The organism is Acidovorax sp. 1608163, from assembly GCF_003669015.1.
Classification (GTDB): Bacteria; Pseudomonadota; Gammaproteobacteria; order Burkholderiales; family Burkholderiaceae_C; genus Acidovorax.
The window spans coordinates 4,574,361-4,599,049 of sequence record NZ_CP033069.1; the positions used below are offsets into that span (position 1 = coordinate 4,574,361).

At 63.9% G+C, this 24,689-nt stretch carries 22 protein-coding genes; 14 read left to right on the plus strand and 8 right to left on the minus strand.

Annotated features, from left to right (window positions below; translation table 11 throughout):
* Window positions 1-43 precede the first annotated feature (43 nt).
* The 4 genes from mrdA to EAG14_RS20430 form a co-directional block, all read right to left on the minus strand.
* Entirely contained in the window at window positions 44-1,978 is a 1,935-nt protein-coding gene (mrdA, locus tag EAG14_RS20415) for a penicillin-binding protein 2 (RefSeq protein WP_121729963.1), read from the minus strand.
* A 60-nt stretch (window positions 1,979-2,038) separates the two neighbouring features.
* Complete coding sequence (mreD, locus tag EAG14_RS20420; protein WP_099657538.1) at window positions 2,039-2,557, minus strand: rod shape-determining protein MreD; 519 nt, start codon at window positions 2,555-2,557, stop codon at window positions 2,039-2,041.
* The gene (mreC, locus tag EAG14_RS20425; RefSeq protein ID WP_121729964.1) at window positions 2,554-3,471 is read right to left on the minus strand and encodes a rod shape-determining protein MreC; all 918 of its coding nucleotides are present in this window, start codon (window positions 3,469-3,471) and stop codon (window positions 2,554-2,556) included. Before mreC ends, mreD begins: the two co-directional genes overlap by 4 nt.
* 131 nt (window positions 3,472-3,602) lie before the next feature.
* A complete protein-coding gene (locus EAG14_RS20430) occupies window positions 3,603-4,646 on the minus strand; it encodes a rod shape-determining protein (RefSeq protein WP_099657536.1) in 1,044 nt (347 codons plus the stop codon).
* A 218-nt stretch (window positions 4,647-4,864) separates the two neighbouring features.
* Here EAG14_RS20430 and gatC point away from each other — a divergent pair, with 218 nt between their 5' ends.
* The 3 genes from gatC to gatB are packed head-to-tail and all read left to right on the plus strand — an operon-like array spanning window position 4,865 to window position 8,136.
* Window positions 4,865-5,164, plus strand: coding sequence for an Asp-tRNA(Asn)/Glu-tRNA(Gln) amidotransferase subunit GatC (gene gatC / locus EAG14_RS20435; RefSeq protein ID WP_121454030.1), 300 nt, complete (start codon window positions 4,865-4,867; stop codon window positions 5,162-5,164).
* Between the two features lie 5 nt (window positions 5,165-5,169).
* The gene (gene gatA, locus EAG14_RS20440) at window positions 5,170-6,669 is read left to right on the plus strand and encodes an Asp-tRNA(Asn)/Glu-tRNA(Gln) amidotransferase subunit GatA (protein ID WP_121729965.1); all 1,500 of its coding nucleotides are present in this window, start codon (window positions 5,170-5,172) and stop codon (window positions 6,667-6,669) included.
* Window positions 6,670-6,672: 3 nt separating this feature from the next.
* Window positions 6,673-8,136 (plus strand): Asp-tRNA(Asn)/Glu-tRNA(Gln) amidotransferase subunit GatB, encoded by a 1,464-nt coding sequence (gatB, locus tag EAG14_RS20445; RefSeq protein ID WP_121729966.1) that lies wholly within the window; start codon window positions 6,673-6,675, stop codon window positions 8,134-8,136.
* 104 nt (window positions 8,137-8,240) lie between these two features.
* On the opposite strand, the gene EAG14_RS20450 is transcribed toward gatB, so the two are convergent.
* Window positions 8,241-8,897 carry a DUF4124 domain-containing protein gene (locus EAG14_RS20450; RefSeq protein ID WP_099742785.1) on the minus strand — a complete coding sequence of 219 codons (657 nt, stop codon included), beginning with the start codon at window positions 8,895-8,897 and terminating at the stop codon, window positions 8,241-8,243.
* A gap of 29 nt (window positions 8,898-8,926) precedes the next feature.
* Window positions 8,927-9,625 carry an orotate phosphoribosyltransferase gene (pyrE, locus tag EAG14_RS20455; RefSeq protein ID WP_099743723.1) on the minus strand — a complete coding sequence of 233 codons (699 nt, stop codon included), beginning with the start codon at window positions 9,623-9,625 and terminating at the stop codon, window positions 8,927-8,929.
* A gap of 10 nt (window positions 9,626-9,635) precedes the next feature.
* Between pyrE and EAG14_RS20460 the strand changes: the two genes are divergently transcribed.
* The 8 genes from EAG14_RS20460 (at window position 9,636) to EAG14_RS20490 (ending at window position 19,066) form a co-directional block, all read left to right on the plus strand.
* Window positions 9,636-10,439 (plus strand): exodeoxyribonuclease III, encoded by an 804-nt coding sequence (locus EAG14_RS20460; protein WP_099742784.1) that lies wholly within the window; start codon window positions 9,636-9,638, stop codon window positions 10,437-10,439.
* 79 nt (window positions 10,440-10,518) lie between these two features.
* A complete protein-coding gene (locus EAG14_RS20465; RefSeq protein WP_121729967.1) occupies window positions 10,519-11,157 on the plus strand; it encodes an MBL fold metallo-hydrolase in 639 nt (212 codons plus the stop codon).
* Window positions 11,158-11,353: 196 nt separating this feature from the next.
* Window positions 11,354-13,639 carry a catecholate siderophore receptor Fiu gene (locus EAG14_RS20470; RefSeq protein ID WP_121729968.1) on the plus strand — a complete coding sequence of 762 codons (2,286 nt, stop codon included), beginning with the start codon at window positions 11,354-11,356 and terminating at the stop codon, window positions 13,637-13,639.
* A gap of 249 nt (window positions 13,640-13,888) precedes the next feature.
* A complete protein-coding gene (locus EAG14_RS20475; protein ID WP_205603437.1) occupies window positions 13,889-15,061 on the plus strand; it encodes a DUF1513 domain-containing protein in 1,173 nt (390 codons plus the stop codon).
* A gap of 283 nt (window positions 15,062-15,344) precedes the next feature.
* Window positions 15,345-16,898: a DASS family sodium-coupled anion symporter gene (locus EAG14_RS20480; RefSeq protein ID WP_121729969.1), complete on the plus strand. Its 1,554-nt coding sequence runs from the start codon at window positions 15,345-15,347 to the stop codon at window positions 16,896-16,898.
* Between the two features lies 1 nt (window position 16,899).
* Window positions 16,900-17,856 carry an L-lactate dehydrogenase gene (locus EAG14_RS20485; RefSeq protein ID WP_121729970.1) on the plus strand — a complete coding sequence of 319 codons (957 nt, stop codon included), beginning with the start codon at window positions 16,900-16,902 and terminating at the stop codon, window positions 17,854-17,856.
* 196 nt (window positions 17,857-18,052) lie between these two features.
* The gene (locus EAG14_RS22975; protein WP_162996046.1) at window positions 18,053-18,367 is read left to right on the plus strand and encodes a hypothetical protein; all 315 of its coding nucleotides are present in this window, start codon (window positions 18,053-18,055) and stop codon (window positions 18,365-18,367) included.
* A 360-nt stretch (window positions 18,368-18,727) separates the two neighbouring features.
* Window positions 18,728-19,066, plus strand: coding sequence for a DUF3658 domain-containing protein (locus EAG14_RS20490; protein ID WP_121729971.1), 339 nt, complete (start codon window positions 18,728-18,730; stop codon window positions 19,064-19,066).
* 75 nt (window positions 19,067-19,141) lie between these two features.
* Here the strand turns inward: EAG14_RS20490 and EAG14_RS20495 are convergent, their stop codons facing one another.
* Window positions 19,142-19,333 carry a hypothetical protein gene (locus tag EAG14_RS20495; RefSeq protein ID WP_162996047.1) on the minus strand — a complete coding sequence of 64 codons (192 nt, stop codon included), beginning with the start codon at window positions 19,331-19,333 and terminating at the stop codon, window positions 19,142-19,144.
* A 922-nt stretch (window positions 19,334-20,255) separates the two neighbouring features.
* Between EAG14_RS20495 and EAG14_RS20505 the strand changes: the two genes are divergently transcribed.
* Entirely contained in the window at window positions 20,256-20,633 is a 378-nt protein-coding gene (locus EAG14_RS20505) for a DUF3658 domain-containing protein (RefSeq protein WP_121729974.1), read from the plus strand.
* Window positions 20,634-21,166: 533 nt separating this feature from the next.
* The gene (locus tag EAG14_RS20510; RefSeq protein ID WP_121729975.1) at window positions 21,167-22,243 is read left to right on the plus strand and encodes a GGDEF domain-containing protein; all 1,077 of its coding nucleotides are present in this window, start codon (window positions 21,167-21,169) and stop codon (window positions 22,241-22,243) included.
* Between the two features lie 18 nt (window positions 22,244-22,261).
* On the opposite strand, the gene EAG14_RS20515 is transcribed toward EAG14_RS20510, so the two are convergent.
* On the minus strand, window positions 22,262-23,125 hold the full coding sequence (locus tag EAG14_RS20515; RefSeq protein ID WP_121729976.1) for a M48 family metallopeptidase: 864 nt from the start codon (window positions 23,123-23,125) through the stop codon (window positions 22,262-22,264).
* Window positions 23,126-23,158: 33 nt separating this feature from the next.
* Between EAG14_RS20515 and EAG14_RS20520 the strand changes: the two genes are divergently transcribed.
* Window positions 23,159-24,532, plus strand: a complete 1,374-nt coding sequence (locus EAG14_RS20520; RefSeq protein WP_121729977.1) for an AmpG family muropeptide MFS transporter — start codon at window positions 23,159-23,161, stop codon at window positions 24,530-24,532.
* Window positions 24,533-24,689 lie beyond the last annotated feature (157 nt).

The following is a 24,689-nucleotide window of genomic DNA, read 5'->3' on the forward strand; positions in this document are numbered from 1 at the left end:
GGCCGCAGAGACGACACACAGGCGGCTGCGGCCTGCTTCAGGTTCAGCGCAAGGTGACTTCGTCTGCCCGGCGCGGCTTGCCAATCGGCGCTGCAGCCTGGCCCTTGCGCACGGCCTGGATGTCTTCCTCGTTGGGGTATTCGCCCTGCAACCAGTAGTCAAACACGCGCCGTGCAATGGGCCCGGCGGCGGCGGCACCAAAGCCCGCGTTTTCCACAATCAAGGCCACCACGATTTGCGGCGACTCAGCGGGTGCGAACGCGGCAAAGAGTGAGTGGTCGCGCTGGTGCTCTTCCATCGCCTTGGCGTTGTATTTGACGTTCTGGCCCAGGCTCACGGCCTGGGCGGTACCCGTTTTGCCGGCCGAGGTGTACGGCGCACCGGCAAACACGCGGGTGCCCGTGCCGCCCTTGTTCACAGCCACCAGCGCGTTGCGCACGATCTCCACGTTCTTGGGCTTGTAGCCCAGGTCTGTGCCAGGCGGCTGGGGCACCGGTGTCAGCTCGCCCGTCACCGTGTCTCTGACGGCCTTGATCAGGTGCGGCGCGTAGCGCGTGCCGCCATTGGCCAGCGTGGCCTCGGCCACTGCCAGCTGCAGCATGGTGAAGTTGTTGTAGCCCTGGCCAATGCCCAGCGACACCGTCTCGCCAGGGAACCAGCGCTTCATTTCCGGGCGCTTGTAGGTGTTGCGCTTCCACTCGGTGCTGGGCAGGGTGCCGCGCACTTCGCCGTTCAGGTCAATGCCGGTGGACTGCCCGAACGTCAGGGGCTTCATGAAGTCGTGGATGGTGTCCACGCCCATGTCCACGGCCAGCGAGTAGAAATAGGTGTTGCTGGAGAACTGGATGGCGCGGTGCATGTCGAGCGCGCCCAGGCCGCCTTCGTGGCTGCGGAAGGTGCGGCCACCGAAGTTGTAAAAGCCCGGGTCATTGACGATCATGCTGGGCGAGCGCTTGTTCAGCTCCAGCGCCGCCAGCGCCATGAAGGGCTTGTAGGTGGAGCCCGGCGGATACAGCCCACGCAGGGCGCGGTTGAGTAGGGGTTTGTCGATGGATTCGTTGAGCGCGGTCCAGTTCTCCACGTCAATGCCTTCGACGAAGAGGTTGGGATCAAACGTGGGCTTGCTCACCAGGGCCAGCACTTCGCCGTTGCGCGGATCGATGGCCACCAGGGCGCCACGGCGGTCGCCAAACAGGTCTTCCACCATCTTCTGCAACTTGATGTCCAGCGAAATCATCACGCTCTTGCCCGGCGTGGCAGGGCGACTGGCCAGCTTGCGCACGGCACGCCCACCGGCCGATGTCTCCATCTGCTCCACGCCGGTGATGCCGTGCAGGTCGGATTCAAAGCTTTGCTCCACCCCCAGCTTGCCGATGTATTCGGTGCCCCGGTAGTTGGCCTCGTCGTCCGCGTCCTGAATGCGCTGCTTCTCGTTCTGGTTGATGCGGCCGATGTAGCCAATGGCGTGGCTGCCGATCTCGCCCAGGGGGTAGTTGCGGAACAAGCGCGCCTTGATCTCCACCCCCGGAAAGCGGTACTGCTGCGCGGCAAAGCGCGCCACCTCTTCGTCGCTCAGGCGGGTGCGAATCGGCAGCGACTCGAAGTTGCGCGACTCTTCCAGCAAGCGCTTGAAGCGCCGCCGGTCGCGCTGGTGGATGTCCACCACCTTGGCCAGTGCGTCGATGGTGTCGTCCAGAGGGGCCGCGCGCGAGGGGGTGATCTCCAGCGTGTAGGCCGCGTAGTTGGTGGCCAGCGTCACGCCGTTGCGGTCCAGGATCAGGCCCCGGTTGGGCACGATGGGCACCACGGCCGTGCGGTTGCTCTCGGCCTGGGCGGCCAGATCTTCGTGGCGCACCACCTGCAAATACAGCAGCCGCGCCACGATGAGGCCAAACGCAAAAAACACCACGGCGGCCACCACCAGCACGCGCACTCGCAGGCGCGATGCATCGGCGGCAACGTTGCGGATTTCAGTCATGTGTGCCGCGCCCCCAGGCTTGCACTGCGGGCAGTCGTAACGTTCCTGCGCTCACCATGGTCACAGGGGGCGGTTCTCGTCGCGGTCGGGCGGGCGGCGCTGCGGGGCCAGCAGCACCCAGCTGGCCAGGGGCCACAAAGCGACTTCCAGCGCCGGGGCCAGCAGCACCCAGAAGCCCGGGAAGATGCCGCCGGTGACCACGCGCAGCAAGGTCTCGATGCCATGCGCCATGGCAAACATGGGCAACAACTGCAGGGCCTGCGAGGGCACGCTGAACCACAGCAAGCGCCGGTGCATGGCCGTGGCGCTGAAGGACAGCACGGTGTAGGCCAGCGCATGCTGGCCCAGCAGCGCAGACTGCGCCACGTCCATGCACAGCCCCAGCGCAAACGCCACGCCCATGCCCACCCGCAGGGGCTGGTGCACGCTCCAGAACACAATCAGCACCATCAGCAAGTCCGGCATCCACACCCAGCGCCCCAAGGGCACCAAGTTGACGGCCAGGCCCAGCAGCAGGCTGATGACGATGAAAACCGGGTTGACAGGCAGCAGCAACTGCTGGCCACGGGGCATGATCATTTGCGCACCCTCTTGCTGGTCACGGTGGGGGCGGGTTCAGGCCGGGGCGGCAGGTGGTCGGTCAGGGGTTTGAGCACCATCACATGGCGCACGCCTTGCACCTGGGCCAGGGGCTTGCAATAGATGCGGGCAAAGGCCGAGTCGGCACGGCGTTCCACATGGGTCACGCGGGCCACAGGCAGGCCTGGGGGATAGACGCCGTCCACCCCACTGGTGGTGAGCAGGTCGTCCTCGCGCACATCGGCATTGGCCTGGATGAAGCGCAGCTCAATGCCGCCACCATGCTCGGCCATCGGGTCGCCATACGCCACGGCGCGGGCGCCGGTGCGCAGGTTCAGCACCGGGATGGCCTGATCTCGGTCCACCAGCAGCGTGACTTCACTCACCAGGGGAAACACCCGCGTCACCTGTCCCAGCACGCCACCTTCGTCCATCACGGGCACACCCTGCTCCACGCCATGCAACTGCCCCTGGTCAATGACCACACGGCGGGTGTAGGGGTCGGCGGTGTCGTAAATCACCTGGGCGGCCTGGGCGGGCGTTTGCAGCCGATCGCGCAGCGCCAGCAGCTTGCGTAGGCGCACGTTCTCTTGCGCCAATTGCTCGGCCTGGTGCGCCTGCTGCGACACCACCACCAGCTTTTGCGCGGCGGCATCGGCATCGGCCTGGGCCGATTGCAAGGATTGGAAGTAGCCCGAGCCGTGGCGTGCCAACTCCACCGGCTTGAACACCAACCACTGCACCGGGTAGAGCACCGAGCCAATGGCCTGGCGCACGGGCCCGGTGATTTGAAAGCGGGCATCGGCCACCATCAAGAACAGCGCCAGCGCGCTGAACGCGGCCAAACGCGACAGGGCCGAAGGGCCCTGCTTGAAGAAAGGTGGCGCACTGCGGTCTAGGGTTCCCAGGGGCATAGAGGGCAGTACTTCAGGAAGGGTCGCGCAGGGGCTGGGTCACTGCAGTGGATTCACAAAGCATGGAGACATCAGCGATCACGCGGTTCTGACCCGGAGCCCCCTGCGAAAGAAGGCCCCAGGCTTGCACATTACTCGCTGGTGAAGATGCTGCCCAGGCGGTCCATGCGCTCCAGCGCAATGCCGCAACCGCGCACCACGCAGGTCAGCGGGTCTTCGGCCACCAGCACGGGCAGGCCGGTTTCTTCGGCCAGCAAACGGTCCAGGTCACGCAGCAGCGCGCCGCCGCCGGTCAGCATCATGCCGCGGTCGGAAATGTCGGCACCCAGTTCTGGGGGGGTTTGCTCCAGCGCGTTTTTCACGGCCGAGACGATCTGGTTGAGCGGGTCGGTCAGGGCTTCCAGGACTTCGTTGCTGGAGATGGTGAAGCTGCGCGGCACGCCTTCAGACAGGTTGCGGCCCTTGACTTCCATCTCGCGCACTTCAGAGCCTGGAAAGGCCGAGCCGATGTTCTTCTTGATGGCTTCGGCCGTGGGCTCGCCAATCAGCATGCCGTAGTTGCGGCGGATGTAGTTGATGATGGCTTCGTCAAATTTGTCGCCGCCCACGCGCACACTGCCCTTGTAGACCATGCCGCCCAGCGAGATCACGCCCACTTCGGTCGTGCCGCCGCCGATGTCGACGACCATGGAGCCCGAGGCTTCGGAGACTGGCAAGCCAGCGCCGATGCCAGCCGCCATGGGCTCTTCGATCAGGTACACCGCCGTAGCGCCTGCCGCTTCAGCGGCGTCCTTGATGGCGCGGCGCTCGACCTGGGTGGAGCCACATGGCACGCAGATGATGATGCGCGGGCTGGGGGTGAACAGCGTGCGGGGGTGCACCATCTTGATGAACTGCTTGATCATCTGTTCGGTGATCACGAAGTCGGCGATCACGCCATCCTTCATGGGCCGGATGGCTTCGATGTTGCCGGGCACCTTGCCCAGCATGGCTTTGGCTTCGTGGCCTACCGCCTGGATGACCTTCTTACCGTGGGGGCCGCCTTCGTGGCGGATAGCAACCACTGAGGGCTCGTCCAGAACGATGCCTTTGTCACGGGCAAAAATGAGGGTGTTGGCGGTGCCAAGGTCAATGGCAAGGTCGGTGGAGAAGTACCGACGAAAAGCTCCGAACATTCAAAAATCCTCTCAGGCACGGCATGCGCGTCGGCCTGCCATCGCCAGGTGTGTCAGGGAGTGGGTGGGAGTCAAATATCACTTTTTTCGCACAATGACCGGCTGAAAAGAGGGTATTGCGGCAAAGCCGGGATAATACCCCATCCCCTGTGAATAACTCCCTCCGGCATGACCCGGATCACAGCTTTACATCTGGTATCCCGAGAAATATTTTCCCTATGGCACTGACCCCTCAGGACATTGGTCGCATCGCCAATCTGGCGCGACTGGAGCTCACACCCTCAGAAAGTGAGCGCATGCTCACGCAATTGAACGGTTTTTTCGACGTTGTGGAGCAAATGCGGGCTGTGGATACCCAAGGGATTGAGCCCCTGGCCCACCCCGTGGCAGCCATCCAGGCAGTGGCCTTGCGCCTGCGCGAAGACATCGCCAGCGAGCCCAACAACCGCGAAGCCAACCAAAAGAGTGCACCAGCCGTGGAGCGCGGCCTGTTCCTCGTGCCCAAAGTGATCGAGTAAGCCCCATGACCCAGAACCCCACCGCACTGCACGACCTGAGTGTGACCGAGCTGGCAAGCCAGCTGCGCAACCGCCAAGTTTCCGCCGTGGAAGCCGCCCAGCATTTCCTGGACCGCACCAAGGCCCACCCCACTCTGGGCGCCTACGTGGCCCTGAACGAAGACGCCACCCTGGCCCAGGCGCAAGCGGCCGATGCGCGCATTGCTGCGGGCACCGCAGGCCCCCTGGCCGGCGTGCCCATCGCGCACAAGGACATCTTTGTTACCAAAGAGTTTCCGAGCACCGCAGGCTCCAAGATGTTGGCGGGCTACCAGTCACCGTTTGACGCCACCGTGGTCAGCAAGCTGGCCGAGGCCGGTGCCGTGACACTGGGCAAACTCAACTGCGACGAATTCGCCATGGGCTCGGCCAATGAGAATTCGGCCATCGCCCCGCTGGGCTTTGACGCCCCCGCCCCTGTGCGCAACCCCTGGGACACCAGCCGCATTCCTGGCGGCTCGTCGGGCGGCAGTGCCGTGGCAGTGGCTGCACGCCTGGCCCCCGCGGCCACTGGCACCGACACCGGCGGCTCCATCCGCCAGCCTGCCTCGTTTTGCGGCATCACCGGCATCAAGCCCACGTATGGCCGCGCCAGCCGCTACGGCATGATCGCCTTCGCCTCCAGTCTGGACCAAGCCGGCCCCATGGCCCGCAGCGCCGAAGACTGCGCGCTGCTGCTGTCGGCGATGTGCGGCCCGGACCCTGACCGCGACTCCACATCGCTGGATGTGCCCGCCGAAAATTTCAGCGCCAAGCTCAATGATTCCATCGAAGGCCTGCGCATCGGCATCCCCGCCGAATTCTTTGGCGAAGGGCTCGCGCCCGATGTGCGCGCCGCCGTCGATGGGGCGCTCAAGGAATACGAAAAGCTCGGCGCCAAGCTCGTGCCCATCACGCTGCCGCGCACCGAGCTGTCCATCCCGGTGTACTACATCATTGCGCCGGCCGAGGCCTCGTCCAACCTCAGCCGCTTTGACGGCGTGAAGTTTGGCCACCGCGCCAAGGACTACACCGACCTGGTGGACATGTACAAGAAGACCCGCGCCGAAGGCTTTGGCGACGAAGTCAAGCGCCGCATCATGATCGGTGCCTATGTGCTCTCGCACGGCTACTACGACGCCTACTACCTGCAGGCCCAAAAAATCCGCCGCATGATCGCCGACGACTTCCAGAACGCCTTCAAGGAATGCGACGTGATTGCTGGCCCCGTGGCCCCGACCGTAGCCTGGAAGCTGGGCGAGCACGGCAGCGACCCGCTGGCCGATTACCTGGCCGACATCTTCACCCTGCCAGCATCGCTGGCGGGCCTGCCCGGCATGAGCGTACCTGCAGGTTTTGGCGAAGGCGGCATGCCCGTGGGCCTGCAACTGATCGGCAACTACTTCAAGGAAGCCCAGTTGCTGAACACCGCGCACCGCCTGCAGCAAGCCACCGACTTCCACCTCCGCCAGCCCGGAGGGCTTTGATTTATGACGACGAGCAAATTGATCCACGGTTACGAGGTCGTCATCGGCTTCGAAACCCACACCCAGCTGGCCACGCAGAGCAAGATTTTCAGCCGCTCGCCCACCGCCTTCGGTGCCGAGCCCAACACCCAGGCCAGCCCGGTAGACCTCGCATTGCCCGGCACACTGCCGGTGATGAACCGCAAGGCCGTTGAGTGCGCTATCAAATTAGGACTGGCTCTGGGCTCCCACATTGCGCCAGAGAGTATTTTTGCCCGCAAGAATTACTTCTACCCTGACCTGCCCAAGGGCTACCAGATCAGCCAGTTTGAAATCCCGGTGGTGCAAGGCGGCGAGGTCTCCTTCTTCCTGGGTGACGAGAAGAAGACCGTGCGCTTGGTACGCGCCCACCTGGAAGAAGACGCGGGCAAATCGCTGCACGAAGACTCAGCACTCGGAGGTGGGGGCCAGTCCGGCATCGACCTGAACCGTGCCGGCACGCCGCTGTTGGAAATCGTGACCGAGCCTGACATGGGCTCCAGCGAAGAAGCCGTGGCCTACGCCAAAGAGCTGCACAAGATCGTGACCTGGATCGGCATCTGCGACGGCAACATGCAGGAAGGCAGCTTCCGTTGCGATGCCAATGTGTCGGTGCGTAAACCCGGCCAGCCGCTGGGTACACGCCGCGAGATCAAGAACCTGAACTCGTTCAAGTTCATGCAACAGGCGATTGACTACGAAATCCGCTGGCAGATCGAGCAGATCGAGGACGGCCATGCCATCCAGCAGGCCACCGTGCTGTTCGACCCCGACACGGGCGAAACCCGCGCCATGCGCACCAAGGAAGATGCGGCCGATTACCGCTACTTCCCCGACCCAGACCTGCCACCGCTGCAGATTTCGCAAGCCTGGATTGACGAGCAGCGCGCCCAGATGGCGGAGCTGCCCCGCACGATGGCCGCACGCTTTGTGGCCGACTACGGCCTGCCCGAGTACGACGCCACCACGCTGACGCAGAGCAAGGCGATGGCGGCCTACTTTGAAGCGGCTGCCAAAGCCTGCGGTCAGGCCAAGCTGGCCAGCAACTGGATCATGGGCGAACTGTCGCGCCGCCTGAATGCCAGCGAGTCCGGCATTGAAGCGGCCCCGGTGCCTGCAGCGCAGTTGGGCGCACTGATCGCGCGCATCGCCGACGGCACCATTTCCAACAACGCTGCCAAGCAGGTGTTTGATGCCCTGTGGACAGGCGAGTCTGTCGATGTGGACGCCATCATCGAAGCCAAGGGACTCAAGCAGATGAACGACTCCGGCGCGTTGGAGGCCATCATCGATGAAGTGATTGCCGCCAACGCAGACAACGTGAGCCAGTTCCGCGCGGGCAAGGACAAGGCATTCAATGCGCTGGTGGGCCAGATCATGAAGGCCAGCAAGGGCAAGGCCAATCCGCAGCAGGTCAACGATTTGCTGCGGGCCAAGCTGTCGGCCTGAAGCGCAAAGGGCAGACTGGATCGCTGAAAAGCGCCGGTTCTGCCGCCCCATTGAAAAAGCCCCTCGGGTCTATCCCAGAGGGGCTTTTTTATTGCTGCTACCCATCAGCGGGCCGCCGATGCCGCCGCAGGTTGCGTGGCCGAAGCCGCAGGCAGGCTCACGGGTTTGTAGGCCTCCCACAGCACCTTGAGCTTGGCCAGCTCCACATCAAACCGCTGGTTCACCTTGCGCTTTTCCTGGTCCTGGCCGAGGATGAAACGCTGCTGCTCTGCAATGCTGTCTTCGTTTTCTCCGATCTTGCGGCGCAGGGTCATGGGCGCTTTGTTGGGGTCCTTTTTGTAGAACTCCATTTCCTGGTCCAGCTTCTTGCGCTCATCACGCAAGTCCAGAATGCGCTTTTCAGCCGTGGCGGTGACTTCGTCCACCATCAGCAAGGCGGCGTTGCGCTCGATGTCGTGGGTGGCTTTGTCGGGGTAGCGCGCGACCAATGCGCGCTCGCGACGGCGCTCTTCCGTGACACGCACGCGCTCTTCGGCTTCTTTGCGTTGCTGGGCCTCTTGGGCCGCACGCTCGGTGTCAGACAGCGAGGGGCCAATCTGGCGGCGGGTGACCCCTGAGGGGCTCAGTTCGCGCTGCTCGCGATCCAAGCATTCAAGGATAGGGCGATCGGCCGTCAAACGGCGGCCATGCTTGTCAACGCAGGTGTAGATGCCCTGGGCAGAGGCAAGCGCAGTGATGCCCGCCCAAAGCGTGATCCCCACTGCACTCGCCGCCCATTTTTTCAAGTTCCTTATCCTTCTGTGACGCCATATTTTTGGCGATATGCAAAGACCCGCTCGTGATGGATGCGCATCTCCGCCCCCCCGTTTTGAGAGAGATAAAGCAATAAATCTGCCAGCTTGGCAATCACGCACACCTGCATGCCCAACTGGTTGCGTACGTACTGCACTGCGCTGTGCTCCACGTCCACGCCATTCTCTGTGGCTTTTTCCTGGCGGTCCAGCGCAATGGCCAAGGCGTGGGGGGTCGCCCCTGCGGCCTGGATGAGCGCGATGGACTCGCGTGCGGCAGTGCCTGCGGACATCACATCGTCCACGATCAACACCCGGCCCTTGAGCGGAGCGCCGACCAGCGTGCCGCCTTCGCCATGGTCCTTGGCCTCTTTGCGGTTGTAGGCAAACGGCACATTGCGGCCCAGGCGGGCCAGTTCCACCGCCACCGTCGCCGCCAGCGGAATGCCCTTGTAAGCAGGGCCAAAAACCATGTCGAATTCGATACCACTGGCCAGCAGGGCTTTTGCATAGAATTCGGCCAGACGACCGATCTTGGCCCCGTCGTCAAACAGACCGGCGTTGAAGAAATACGGGCTCATCCGACCGGCTTTGGTCTTGAATTCCCCGAATCGCAAGACGCCCGATTCCACGGCAAAACGTACAAAATCCTGCGCCAAAGCGCCGTCGTCCAAGGCTTGCGCGCCAACATCCACCATGGGAAATTCCTTGTTCAAATTAACCAGCCTCAATCTCAATGGCATCCGTTCGGCCACCAGCAAAGGCGTGGAGAGCTGGATCGCCACCACGCGGCCGGATTGTATTTGCGTGCAGGAAGTCAAGGCCCAGGCCGCCGACATTGCCACCCGCTTCGAGGTGCTGGCGGGCCTGAAGGGGCACTTCCATTTTGCGCAGAAAAAGGGCTATTCAGGGGTAGGCATTTACACCCGGCACGAGCCTTCAGACGTCATCGTGGGCTACAACTCGCCCGAGTTTGACCTGGAGGGCCGCTATGTAGAGCTGCGCTTTGACACGCCTGCGCGCAAGCTGTCAATTGTGAGCGCCTACTTTCCAAGTGGCTCTTCTGGCGAGGAGCGCCAGCAGGCCAAGTTCCGTTTCCTGGCCGAGTTCTACCCACACCTCATGCAGCTCAAGGCCGGGCGTGAATTCATCCTGTGTGGCGACGTCAATATCGCCCACCAAAACATTGACTTGAAGAACTGGCGCAGCAACCAAAAGAACAGCGGCTTCCTGCCCGAGGAACGCGCCTGGATGACAAAATTGTTAGACACAAGTGGCGAAGGCGGCGCCTTGGTAGACGTTTACCGTCAGTTACAACCTGCCACCACCGACACCGCTTACACGTGGTGGAGCAACCGGGGCCAGGCCTATGCCAACAACGTGGGCTGGCGGCTGGATTACCACCTGGCCACGCCAGCCCTGGCCGCCCTCGCCCGCACCGAATCCATTTACAAGGGCGAGAAATTCTCGGACCACGCGCCCATCACCGTGGAATACGAACTGGGCCTGTGAGTCCCCAAAAAACGTGCTCGCTCCCCACGCAGCTGCCCGGCTGCGCTGAATTTTCTGCCCCTACGCTGACTCGCTGCCCATGCTCCACTACCTGACCGTTCCTGTGACGGCGTTTCAACAGAACGCGTCGATCCTCTGGTGCGATGCCACCCACCAGGCGGCCATCATCGACCCGGGCGGCGACCTGGATGTGCTGCTGGCCGAGGTCGAGCGCCTGGGCCTCACGCTCTCGCAGATCTGGCTCACCCACGCCCACATCGACCACGCAGGCGGCACGGGCGAGCTGGCGCAGCGCCTGCAGCTGCCCATCGTGGGGCCGCACCCGGGTGACCAGTTCTGGATTGACGGGCTGGCGCAGCAAAGCGCGATGTTTGGCTTTCCGCCCGCGCAGCCCTTCACGCCCACGCGCTGGCTGCACGACGGCGACACGGTGCAACTGGGCCACGAGACGCTGAACGTGCGCCACTGCCCCGGCCACACGCCAGGGCACGTGGTGTTCCATGCGCCGCAGATTGACCGGGCGTTTGTGGGCGATGTGCTGTTTGCCGGCAGCATCGGCCGCACGGACTTCCCCCAGGGCAACCACCAGCAACTCATCGACAGCATCACCCAGCGCCTGTGGCCCATGGGCGACCAGACCGTGTTCATCCCAGGCCACGGCCCCGAAAGCACCTTCGGGCGCGAGCGCCGCAGCAACCCCTACGTGGGCAACACCTGAACAGGCTGGGGCACAGAGCCCACAGCACGTAGCCCCTGCTTTGTGGCGCGGCGGCTACATCCGCCTCAACTCTATTTGGTAATGATTCTCAATTACTTACAATCATTGTCCAGCCAGCCACCTGCTCGATACAGCGCCTTGACCTCGCGCGTTGCGGAACGTCAGCCAGTTCCGCAAACAACATCGAGGAGAAACCATGGCGCGCATCCGCAGCCCCCATCACACCGTTCCACTGCATCTGCTGGCACTTGCCATTGCGGCCCTGCCCGGCGTCATCCAGGCCCAGACGGCTGAAAAAAGCCTGCCGGAGACGACGATCCGCTCCGAGGCCACCGTCCCCTACAAAACCGACCGGCTGGCCAACCCCAAGCTCACGCAGCCGCTGGTGGACATCCCCCAAACCATCTCCGTCATCAATTCCGAAGTGATTCGCGAGCAAGGCGCTGCATCGCTGATGGACGCGCTGCGCAACACCCCCGGCATCACCATGCAGCTGGGCGAAGGCGGCAACACCTCAGCGGGTGACACCTTCCAGCTGCGGGCGTTCTCGACGCAGACCGCCACCTTCATCGACGGCATCCGCGACCTGGGCGCCATCACGCGCGACATCTTCAACATCGACCAGGTGGAAGTGGTGAAGGGCCCCGCAGGCACCGACATTGGCCGGGGCGCGGCCTCGGGCTACATCAACCTGATCTCCAAGCTGCCCACCCGCACCGACCAGTACGGGGTGACCACCACCGTGAACACCGCCAACAACAAGCGCGTGACGGCAGACCTGAACAAGCAGCTGGGCGAGACATCGGCCGCGCGCCTGAACCTCATGGGCCAGGCCGGTGGCGTGGAAGGCCGCAACGTGGTGGAGAACAACGGCTACGCCATCGCGCCTTCGTTCGCCTGGGGCCTGGGCACACCCACGCGCATCTACCTGTACTCGCAGCACGTGCGCCAGGACAACGTGCCCGATGGCGGCATCTCCACCATCGGCATGCCGGGCTTTTACAACGCTGCAGCCCAGGTCAACGCCGGCGCCAGGGTCAACCGCGAGAACTTCTACGGCAGCAAGGACAACTACGAAAAGGTCGACGCCGACATGGTGACGGCCAAGTTTGAGCACGACCTGGGCGGCGGCACCGTGGTGCGCAACATTGCGCGCGCGGGCACCACCCAGATGGACCGCCGCCTGACCAGCGTGGGCGCCATCACCGCCACCAATCTGGCCAACCCCAGCAGCTGGACGGCGGCGCGGTCATTGCAGCGCACCGACCAGACCAACGACGTGCTGGCCAACCTGACCAACGTGACCAGCCAGTTCAGCACCGGCAGCGTCAAACACACCCTGTCGGCCGGGCTGGAGTTCATGCACGAGCGCCAGAAGAATCTGGGCTTTGGCACCGCCGCGCAAACCATCAACGGCGTGACCTACGCCGCCGTGAACGCACCGGCCGCCAACCTGTACGCCCCCAACGCCAGCGACGCGCTGGGCGTGCCCTACCGCACCGGCGCCGACACCGATGGCAGCACCAACACGGCCGCGCTGTACGCCTTCGATACGCTGCAGCTGAACGAGCAGTGGCAGCTCAATGGTGGCCTGCGTTTTGAGCACTACCGCACCAAGACCGACGCCAGCACCATCGTCACCACCAGCAACCTGACCAGCTACCCCGGCTACGCTGCAGGCTCGCTGGCGCCATCGGCGCTGAGCACCTCGGGCAACCTCACCAGCTGGAAGCTGGGCGCGCTGTACAAGCCTGCGGCCAACGGCAGCATCTACGCCTCCCTGGCCAACTCGCTCACGCCGCCTGGCGGCTCCAACTTCGCGCTGTCGTCCACCTCCACCAACCAGAACAACGCCGCGCTGGACCCGCAAGAGACCCGCAACATCGAGCTGGGCACCAAGTGGGAACTGCTGGACAACCGTCTGAACCTGAGCGCCGCCGTGTTCCGCACCGAGAACGACAAGCAGATCTCGTACGACGCGGTCACCGGCATCTACACCCAGTACGGCAAGACCCGCGTGCAGGGCATCGAGCTGGCCGCCGTGGGCCAGATCACCAACTTCTGGCAGGTGTCGGCAGGCATTGCCAAAACGCAGACCAAGGCCCTGGGGCAGAACAGCATCAGCGGCACCACGGTGACCAACACCGACAGCGTGCGCTGGTCGCCCGACCTCACGGCCACCGCCTGGACCTCGTACACCTGGGGCGCCTTCACCCTGGGTGGCGGCGCGCGCTACGTGTCTGACCAAAAGCGCGTGGTCACCGCTGGCACGGCACTCAATGTGTCCAACATGCCCAAGATTCCTTCGTACTGGGTGACCGACCTGATGGCGGCCTACAAGGTCAACCGCAACGTCAACCTGCGACTGAACATCTACAACCTGTTCGACAAGGAATACATCAGCACGCTGAACAACAACGGCGCACGCATGGTGCTGGGCGCGCCCCGCTCGGCGTCGTTGACGGCAGAGTTCTTGTTTTAAGGCGACGCTGAACCCGCCCCACGCGGGCAAGGTGTGTGCCCAAGCGGGCCGCACCATGGCCCCATCCCTTGCACTGGCCGACAACGCAGGACTAGGGACACCGGGGCCTGCTTCACCCCCTCAGGCCGGTGTGCCCCACCCCACCACAGCACACACACCGCCCCCGAGGGCGTGCGACAGGCTCTGCCCCCACAGCGGCATGCCGCCCCTCCCGCCCTTTCTGACCCATCTCTTTGCGGAGCCCTTCGCATGACCTTCCCCTCCATGAACCGCCGCACCCTGCTCTCTGGCACCGCCATGGCCGCCCTGGGCGCTGCGGGGGCCCTGGGCCTGGCCCCCGGGCGCGCCCTGGCGCTGGGCGCCGATGCCAGCACCACGCTGATCGGCGCCGCCTGGCGCGGCCCCAAGGCCACCGACACCCACTACGCGGGCGTGCTGGCCGCCGACTGGGAGCGCAAGCAGCTCACCATCCGCTACGCCGTGGCCCTGCCCTCGCGCCCGCACGGGCTGGTGCCGCAGGCAGACGGCGGCCTGCTCGCCAACTGCGTACGCCCCGGCACCTGGCTGCTGCGCTGCGATGGCGCGGGCAAGGTGGCAGAGCACATCAAGCTCGACCGTGACCAGGACGCCGTGCTGCTCAGCGGCCACACGGTGCCATCGCCCGACGGCGCCACCCTCTACACCACCGAGATCAACTACCGCACCGGGCGCGGCCACATCGGCGTGCGCGATGCCACCACCTTGCGCAAACAGGACGAGTGGGACAGCGGCGGCATCGACCCCCACCAACCCGTGCTGGACACGCAAGGCCACCTGCTGGTGGCCAACGGCGGCGTGCTGCGCAACCTGGCCGACGCCAAGTACGACCTGCAGCGCATGGAATCGGCCCTGGTGCGCATCGACACCCACACGGGCCGCATCGCCCAGCGCTGGGTGCTGGACGACCCGCGCCTGAGCATGCGCCACATCGCCTGGAGCACGTCCGCCACGGCCGCTACCTCGGATGCCCCCCGCCGCCTGGGCGTGGCCATGCAGGCCGAGCACGAAGACCCCGCCCGCCGCGCCGCCGCGCCCATCCTGGCCGTGCTGGAGGGCGACCAGCTGAGCGTGCCCAGCCGTGTGAACGACGGCCACGGCTACGCGGGCGACATCACCCCGGCCTACAACGGCGGCTTTGCGGTGTCGAGCAACAAGGCCGGGCTGGCGCAACTGTGGCACCCCAGCATGCCCGACAAGCTCTCGGCCATCGTGCAACTGCAAGAGGCCTACGCCCTGACCGCCTGGGCCGGGCCCCAACCCGGCGGCGGCGTGCTGGTGGCCACCGCCCCGGGCCTGGTGCGCTGGCACCCCAGCGCCAAGCCCGCCTTTCTGCCCTGGCCCGAACCCATGGCGCTGGACAACCACTGGGTGCTGATGGGGTAATGTTTTAAGCAAAAACACCCTCTAGCGCCCATGCAATAAGCGCAAACAGCTATCAAATCAATAGCATATTGCGCTTTGACACTAGGGCCACACGGGGGCAAAACACTGGCGGGCAGATGCGCCCAGGTCTTGATGCGCATCAACACCGCCCCCGCACAGCAGGCGCATGCTGTGGCACAGGGCGGCACGGAATGGGCTGCCCTTTCGGCAGCAACGGCGTGCCTGGCGGGCGATCCCCCCTGCGCGCTGGAGTTGCCGGACCACAACAAGAAAGTGTTCTCTCATGTCGACCGCTCCTGCTTCACACACACCTCTCCCAGCAGCCAATGCGGCTGCGCACCCCCTCCCCGCTACCCCCTCCATCACCTCGCACCCCGAGCCCAGCTCCAACCGCAAGTTCGGCTTTTTGCTGCTGGCCATTGCGCTGTACGGCATCGTGCTCATGCTGCCCACGCCCGCAGGCCTCTCGGCCTCCGGGCAAGTCGCGCTGGCGCTGCTGGCGCTGGTCATCACGCTGTGGATCAGCGAATGCGTCTCGCCCGCCAACAGCGCCGTCATCCTCACCGGCATGGCCGTGGTGGGACTGATGGGCAAGCCGCTCACGCCCGGCGCCAAGCCCATGGGCTCGGCCGATGCGCTGACCACCATGCTGGGCGGCTTCTCGTCCACCGCCGTGCTGCTGGTGGCCGCCGCGCTGTTTCTGGCTGTGGCGCTCAAGCACACGGGGCTGGACAAGCGCGTGGCCCTCATCGTGATGAGCCGGGTGGGCATCTCGCCCGCGCGCCTCACCGTGGGCGCGATGCTGGTGGGCTTTGTGCTGGCGCTGTTCATCCCCTCGGCCACGGCGCGCGTGGGCGCGGTGATCCCGATCATGGTGGGCATCACCGCCGCCCTGGGCCTGCCCGTGGGCAGCAGCCTGGGCGCAGCGCTGATGATCGTCACCGCGCAGGCCTGCTCCATCTTCAACATGGCCGTGAAGACCGGCGCTGCGCAAAACCTGATCAGCCTGAACTTCATGCAGACCACGTTTGGCCACACCGTGACCTGGAGCCAGTGGTTCCTGACGGCCCTGCCCTTCACCCTGGGCATGAGCGTGGTGGTGTTCTTCGTGTCGTTGTGGATTCTGAAGCCCTCGGTCGAATCGACGGAGAACGCCACCGAAAAGCTGCGCGAGCAGCTCAAGGCCCTGGGCCCCGTCACCGCCCCCGAAAAGCGCCTCATCGCCGTGGCCCTCCTGCTGCTGGTGATGTGGTCCACCGAAGGCATGCTGCACCCGTTTGACACGACCACCACCACGCAACTGGGCATTGCCCTGCTGCTCATGCCCAAGATCGGCGTCATGCACTGGTCGCAGGCCGAAAAGCTCGTGCCCTGGGGCACGGTGGTGCTGTTTGCTGCGTCCATCTCGCTGGGCAACCTGCTGTCCAAGACCGGCGCCGCAGGCTGGCTGGCACAGCAAACACTGGGGCAGATGGGCCTGTCGGCCCTGCCCGTGGTGGCGGTGATCGGTGCGCTCTCGCTCTTCAGCATCGTGCTGCACCTGGGCTTTGCCTCGGCCACCGGGCTGGCCAGCACGCTCATCCCCATCTTCATTGCGTTTGCGCAGTCGCTGCCTGTGTCCAAGGAAACCGCTTTTGGCATCGTCATGATCCAGAGCTTCGTCGTCTCGTTCGGCTTCATCCTGCCCACCAACGCGCCGCAGAACATGCTGTGCTACGGCACCGGGGCCTTTGGCACCAGCCAGTTTGCCAAGGTGGGCCTGCTGCTCACGCTGGCGGGCTTGGGCCTCATCCTGCTGCTGTCGGCCACGCTGTGGCCCATGATGGGAGTGCTGTGACATGGGCGCACGCATCGGAGTGATCGGCGCGGGCCAGGTTGGCGCCGCAGCCAGCTACCTGCTCTCGTCCACGCCCGGCGTCAGCGACATCGTGCTGGTGGACGTAGACCCCGCCCGCGCTGCGGGCGAGGCCGCCGACATTGGCCACGCCGCCGCCTTTGGCACTGCGGCCCGGGTGCAAGAGGGCAGCTACGCCGACCTGGCAGGCGCTGCCGTGGTGGTGATCACCGCAGGCGCCAGCCTCAAGCCCGGCCAGACGCGGTTGGAGCTGCTGCAGCAAAACCTGCGCATCGTGGACCACATCACCGAGCAGGTGCTGCGCGCCGCGCCGGGCGCCATCTTGTTGTTTGCCACCAACCCGGTGGACGTGATGCCCGCCATTGCCGTGCAGCGCTGGGGCGTGGCCCCGGGCCGCGCCATCGGCACCGGCTGCACGCTCGACTCCATCCGCTTTCGCGACCGGCTCTCACACCACCTGGAGGTGTCGCCCAGCTCGGTGCACGCCTACGTGCTGGGCGAGCACGGCGACTCGGAAGTGCTGCTGTGGTCCGGCGCCCAGGTGGGCGGCCTGCCGCTCTTGGACTTTGCCCAGCAAAGCGGCCGCCCCATCGACACCGCCCTGCAGCGCACCATGGCCGAAGACGTGCGCACCGCCGCCTACCGCATCAAGGCAGGCAAGGGCGTCTCCAACTTCGGCATCGGCGGCTGCATCGCGCGCCTGGTGCGCGCCATCGTGGGCGACGAGCGCAGCGTGTTCACCGTCTCCACCTACCTGCCCGAGCTGCTGGGCGTGCAACGCACCTGCGTCTCCCTGCCCCATGTGATCGGGCGCACGGGCGCTTCCACGCCCTACCTGCCGCCGCTGGCGGACGATGAAGCCACAGCCCTGCGCGCCAGCGCAGAGGTGCTGGCGCAGACGATTGCGGGGGGACTGCAGACGTTGGGGGAGAAGGGGTGAGGGATGGGTGACGAGAGAATGCTGCGAGCCCTAAGCAGCCGGTGGACGAAACTACCGCAAAGCTGCCGTTGACTCACTACCCACTGGCTTGACGTCCAAACCGCGCTGTCTCAGTGCACGGTGCCTGCCTACTGGCAAGCTATAGTTTGCTGAGTTGATGCCTGCCGGGTTTGTCGGAAATTTTATATCTGTGCTGTTGAACAGCACACTGACCGCAAGCCCAATCTGCAAGCCATTTTCAGGAGGAATCAGTGTCCAGAATATCCTGCAAGGTCCAGTTTATCCCGCAAGTTTTGCGGGATACATCACGTTGAGCATCATGAGTTCCGAGTCCCCGAACGACCAGACTGCTCAGAACATCGCCGTCGCGAGCGTTCGTCGTCATTCCATGACGCCAGATCAATGGGAGCACACGGTCATTGGTTGTGTTCACCCCAAATTGGCATTTTCATTTGATTTCCTGCCAGGCGAGCTTCCGATTGTTAGCGGCTTCTTCTCTCAAACAAGCTGATGGCTCATAAGTACCCAGAGAGTTGTAAGTCAGCACGACGGAGCGCGACGTGAATTGGATCCTCGGTACGGAATTGAGCATGTATTCGGAAACTTCAAGGGCATCAAGCGCAGCGAGTGCCCAAGCGCGCCGAAGACAGAGGTTGCAAAAGTGACTTCTCTAAAAACCAAAGAGTTCGTTAGCTTCGAGTTTGAAGCTGGCAGGGCATCAATAGCGCCGATTTACGCCTGCATGTTCTGGTCCCGCGTAACGGCCTTCCATCATGGCGGTCGTGATGCCCAACCCTGCACTCCAGCGGACGGCTTCGCCGCCCGCTGAGTTTGAACGTTAAACCTCACTGCCACCCATCGCCATCAAACCATGCCAGATCAAATAGAACCACTTGACGCTGACGACGAAGAGAATGACGACGAACCGACGCCGGAGGAATTGGCGCAGATGCGGCAAGCGACAGCCGCGGACGCTGCAGCGGTTGATGCACTTATCCTGCAAAGTTGCACAGAGCGCTGGCGCAAGGTGGCGATGGTCGTCGGAACTTCATTGAAAGAATTCGACGCGAAGTTTCCTCATCTTCCGTATGTTTACATGCCGGTCCGCATCATTGAATTGGAACAAAGCGGTGCGCTTGAGGTGCAAGGCGATCCAATGGCAATGCGATTTTCAGAGGTTCGCCTCGCAGGGGTAAAACGTGATGTTTAACCCTTTGCTCGAAGCGGACAGGTAACAAAATGAGGCCGCTACGCGGCGGGTGTTGCCCGCCGTACAGCGCCGACGTTAAGTGTCACCCACATGCAAAGCGTTAAACAGGAGGGTCATTGGCTCGCCGAATTGCCACATGAGAGCAAAGTACTTTTCCTTGCTGCGTTGGCTCACGATCTCACTGTTGTCGCCCGCAACAGTTATCGACCACAAACCGAAGAACTGGACGAGCCCAGCCAATTGCGCAGCGTCAATGAGATCCAGCACAGAATCTTGGCCTGCTTGGTTCAGTCGCTTGGGGGCGTCTGCGAGCGGAGCTTCCAAGAAGCGATCGCTAGCCTTGTGCTTCAACAACCTGACCCAGAGTTGGGTGGGCTCATGGAGTTTGCATGGTGTCGCACTAAGGAGCGGTTGGGATGATGAGACTTAACCCTTTGCTGCATCGGACGGCCTCGCCGCCCGCTGAGCGCCAACGTTAGCCCCTAACATGTCGCGCATCATTCCCTCCACACCGTCCGCAAGCGCTCTTCACGGGCTCTGGTTTGTATTCCAACATGCCGGTCACCGCTTTGCACTTTGGACGTCATCTCTGACTGGGAAGGAGGAGGTTTACTTAAACGGCGTCTTAGTGGCCGTAAGACGCAAGATCGCTCTGACCTCGGTGCACGAACTGGCCGTGGGCGAAGCGACATATTCGTTGGAGCTCACGACCAGGAACCTTCGGCGAGGCGTCTTTGAGTGCGTGTTACGCCAAGACGGAGTCGCAGTTGCTGTCCTGGAGACCGAATACGTCGCGCGCAACAGATGGCTGCAAAGTGCGGTGGTCATCGGCGGAACTGCACTCCTCGTTTTCGGAGCGCGGAAGTCCGGAGCCTCGTTCGGGTGGGTGGCTGTTGGAATGATGGCATTGGCCACGCTGTCGCATAGCTATCTGGGGCGTGGCAGCGGGTACGTAATTCGACCAGCAACCGTAAGCGGGGGTGAGGTCTAACACGGCCGTCGACGCGGACGCCCAACTTCGTACGCTCCCTGCGATCGCTCCTGTCGACCGCCGGGCACCTCTACGTTGAGCGTCCGCTTTCATTGACTTCCACAGATCGCTCCTGGCCGAATTCTGCCCCGGGTATAAGGACGTTAACGAGCACTCAGCAGAAGGTGGGTAAAGTCCCCCAAAAATTGAGCACGCTCTATGTCACGAACGAAAACCTCAGATTTCCAGTTGCATGAAGACATACGCTGTGTCGGTGGAGAATCTGACAACCAAGAGCCTGACGGTCCGCTAAGTGCGGGACAGCAAGCTCGCATTGAAGCGCTATCGCAGCGCCAAGTAGCTGCGGCCGACGATGCGCTCATGAGTGCAGCGGCACCTCACTGGCAAAAAGTCGCCCGCTTGGTCGCAGAGGTAATGACGAGCAACTGGCCTAACAAACCGAGCGGGATTGCGGATGTTTACTACGCCCAGCGCGTGGATCTGCTGGTTCAGAAAGGCATCCTGGAAGCGCAGGGAGACTTAAGAAGAATGCGATTTAGCGAAGTGCGACTGGCAATTTCACAAAAGCCAACTTGACCTGGCAGTAAAGCTGACGCATCAAAAGCAGGCCGCTTACTTTGTCTGTTGAGTGCCCGCTTTTATCTGTCGCCACAGACTGCTCCTGGCCGATTGCAGGCACGCCAAATGCGCGAAGCCATAACACCGCCCACTACGAACATACGCCCCAGCGAATTCTGGGCATCATCCCTTAGCAAATGGGCGGGTGCCGGTGCGTAGCGCTGTGAGCCACGGGTTTACACCGCGATCTGGCCCAGGCTGGTAATTGCTATATTTTTGATAGCTTCTAGCGCTTAATGCACTTACGCAGGGGCTAGATTTCAATGTGCTGCAGAGCCAAGCGGCGCATCCGCTGCGCGCCGCTTCGGCCCCGACCATGACGGTGACGAATGCGTCGGACAAGCCACGGGCTTAAACAAGTCACTTTCCCCTGCCTGTTTGGCAGACCATGGGCAGCCGCAGTGGTTACGATGTATCACTTTGTAAACCACTCACCCCCATTGCTTTGGCCTGCACCGCAGGCGCTGACAGCCCACTGCCCGCCCTGATCCATGCCAACGCAGTCCCACAAGCCTCCCCGCCCCATTGCCCAGCGCGGCTCCAGCCTGGCTGGCAAGGCCTACTGGGCCATGGTGCAGCGGGTGGCGCTGACGGCGGCGTGCATTGACCTGGGCTACATCGGCCTGTTCCTGTGGCTGGGCTCGGTGCCGCTGGCGCTGGTGAATCTGGGCAGCATTGCGCTGTACCTGGGGGCGTATGCGCTCATCCAGCGGCGGCGCAATGTGCCGGGGCTGGTGCTGATCTGGGCCGAGGTCATCGGCCACTCGGCCCTGGGGTCGCTGCTGATTGGCTGGGACAGCGGCTTTCACTACTACCTGCTGCTGTTCGTCCCGGCCATCGTGATTGCCAACGCGGGGCGGTATGCCGCCCCCATCGTGCTGGCGCTGCTGTCTTACTACATAGGCCTGCGGGTGCTGTGCGACTACATCGGCCCGCTGGACCCCTTGCCTGGCAATGGCATGCAGCTTGTCAACTGGATCCACATCTGCATCGCGTTTGCACTGTCGGCGGCGTTGGCCGCTTTCTATCGCCGCACCATCCTGATTGCCGAGAGGCGGTTGCTGAGACTGGCCACGCTGGACGGGCTCACGGGCTTATTTAACCGCAGTCATTTTCAGGAGCAAGCCAGCACGGCACTGGACAAGTGCGCTCGGCAGGGCTCGCCTGTGGCCCTGTGGCTGTGCGATGTGGACCACTTCAAACGGGTGAACGACACCCACGGCCACGCCGTGGGCGACAAAGTGTTGCAGGCGGTGGCTCGCACCATGGCCGAGCACCTGCGCGAGGATGACCTGCTCGCCCGCTGGGGCGGCGAGGAGTTTCTGGCCCTGCTGCCCTACACCGACGCAGCCACTGCCAGGCAAGTGGCTGAGCGCATTCGCCAGGCTGTGCAGGACAGCAGCCTGGACATGGGCAAGGACGAGCAGTCCTTGCGCGTGACGCTGTCGTTTGGAGTGACGCTGGTGCAGGATGCCCAGGATCTGAAAGCGGCCACGGCCCGCGCAGACCAGGCACTGTATGCCAGCAAGCGCGCCGGGCGCAACTGCGTGAGCGTGGACTTGGGCTGAGGGCCTTGGAACAGGTTCTTAGCCTGGCTTGTTCGCAGCCTGGTACAGCCCCTGCACCTTGGGCACGTTTTGCTGCAGCTCGCGGATGCGGTCGGGCCCCGAGGGGTGCGTGGACAAGAACGCCAGCCCCGCCTGCTGGCTGCCCGAGGCCTTGCCCATCTTTTGCCACAGGCTCACAGCGGCATCGGGTTTGTAGCCCGCGCGGGCGGCCAGTTCCAGCCCGACCAAGTCGGCATCGGTTTCATCAGAGCGGCTGAACTTGAGCGTGAGCAGCTGCGCGCCCAAGCCCGCTGCGGCGTTGCCCAGGTCACCCAGGCCCAACAGCTGTGCGCCCAAGCGCACGCCCAGGTTGGTGGCCTGCGTCTTGGCCAGCCGTTCGCGGGCGTGTTCGCGCAGGGCATGGGCCATTTCGTGGCCCATGATCATGGCGGCTTCGTCGTCGCTGAGCTGCAGTTTGTCGAGGATGCCGGTGTAGAAGGCAATTTTGCCGCCGGGCATGCAAAAGGCATTGATCTGCTGGCTGCCGATCAGGTTCACCTCCCAGCGCCACTGGCGCGAGCGGTCGTTCCAGGGCATGGCAAAGGGGATGAGGCGCTTGGCAATGGCGTGCAGGCGCTGCAGCTGGGGATGTTCTGGCGGCGCCAGGGCGCGCTTGGCACGGGCCTGCTCCAGCATCTGCTGGTATTGCTGCGCGGCCGAGCGCTCCAGCGTTTCGGCGGGCACCAGCTTGCGCAGGGTGGAGGCTGAGCCCACGTCCACCTGGGCCAGGGCGGGCACGGCCACTGCACTGCCCGCCGCCAGCAAGAAGGCGCGGCGCGCCGACCAGGGGGACGACGGCGCCACAGGGGCAGAACCAAAGGGGGTGGGGCACAAAAAGCACATGCAGGAATAATAGACAAAAACCCGCACCCACCCATGTCAGACGCCACCCCTCCAGCTTCCAGCACCGCCCCATCCGCACAACCCGCCCCACCACGCCCCAGCTGGCTGCAAACTCTGCGCGTGTACCTGGAGCCCGCCAGCCTGCGCATGCTGACGCTGGGGTTTTCTGCGGGGCTGCCGCTGCTCTTGGTGCTGGGCACGCTGAGCTTTCGGCTGCGCGAGGCGGGCATTGACCGCAGCACCATTGGCTACCTGAGCTGGGTGGGCCTGGCCTATGGCTTCAAGTGGGTGTGGGCGCCGCTGGTAGACCGGCTGCCGATTCCGCTGCTGACCCGCTGGCTGGGGCGGCGGCGCAGTTGGTTGCTGCTGTCGCAGTGCCTGGTGGTGGCCGGGCTGGTGGGCATGGCCGTGTGCGACCCGCGCGATGCGCTGGGCCCTATCGCGTGGTGCGCGCTGGCCGTGGCCTTTGGCTCGGCCACGCAGGACATTGCGCTCGATGCCTTTCGCATTGAATCGGCCGACGCCAACCACCAGGCGGCGCTGGCCGCGTCGTACCAGACGGGCTACCGGCTGGCCATGATCTGGGCGGGCGCCGGGGTGCTGTGGATTGCCGACCGCTCGGAAGTTCTGCCCGCACTGGGCCAAGCCGCCAGCTACCAGAACCACGCCTGGATGATGGCCTACCTGGTGATGGCGGTGTCGATGGTGGTGGGCATGGTGACGGTGCTGTTCTCGAGCGAGCCCGCCCGCTTGCAACTGCCCCCCGCCAAAAACCTGGCCGTGTGGCTGCAAGGCGCGGTGGTGGAGCCATTTGCCGACTTCTTGCGCCGCTATGGTTGGCATGCAGCGCTCATCCTGGCGCTCATCGCCATCTACCGCATCAGCGACGTGGTCATGGGCATCATGGCCAACCCGTTTTACGTGGACATGGGCTACACCAAGGCCGAGGTGGCCACTGTCACCAAGATCTACGGCGTGGTGATGACGCTGCTGGGCGCCTTTGTGGGCGGGGCGCTGTCGATGCGCTTTGGGGTGATGCGCATCCTGATGCTGGGGGCCATTCTCAGCGCGGGCAGCAATTTGCTGTTTGCCTGGCTGGCCGGGCATGGGCATGACGTGACAGCGCTGATTGCGGTGGTCTCGGCCGACAACCTGGCGGGTGGCGTGGCCTCGGCCGCGTTCATCGCCTACCTCTCCAGCCTGACCAACGTGAGCTACTCGGCCACGCAGTACGCGCTGTTCAGCTCCATGATGCTGCTGCTGCCCAAGTTTCTGGCGGGCTTCTCGGGCGACTTTGTCAACGCCTATGGCTATGCGCAGTTCTTCACCTCCACCGCGCTGCTGGGGCTGCCGGTGCTGCTGCTGGTGTGGCTGGCATCTAGCATAAAAACGGCACCTAGCGCTTGATATAAAAGCGCTAGCAGCTATTATTTATATAGCAAATATTTGCCAGACCGCCACGGACATTTACGGCAGCTTTACACAAGCGACAAGCGCACTGCACGCCTGCGGGGCACGATAGAGCGAGCTGGCGCGCCTGGGCGCGTGCCGCAGACCACCACTA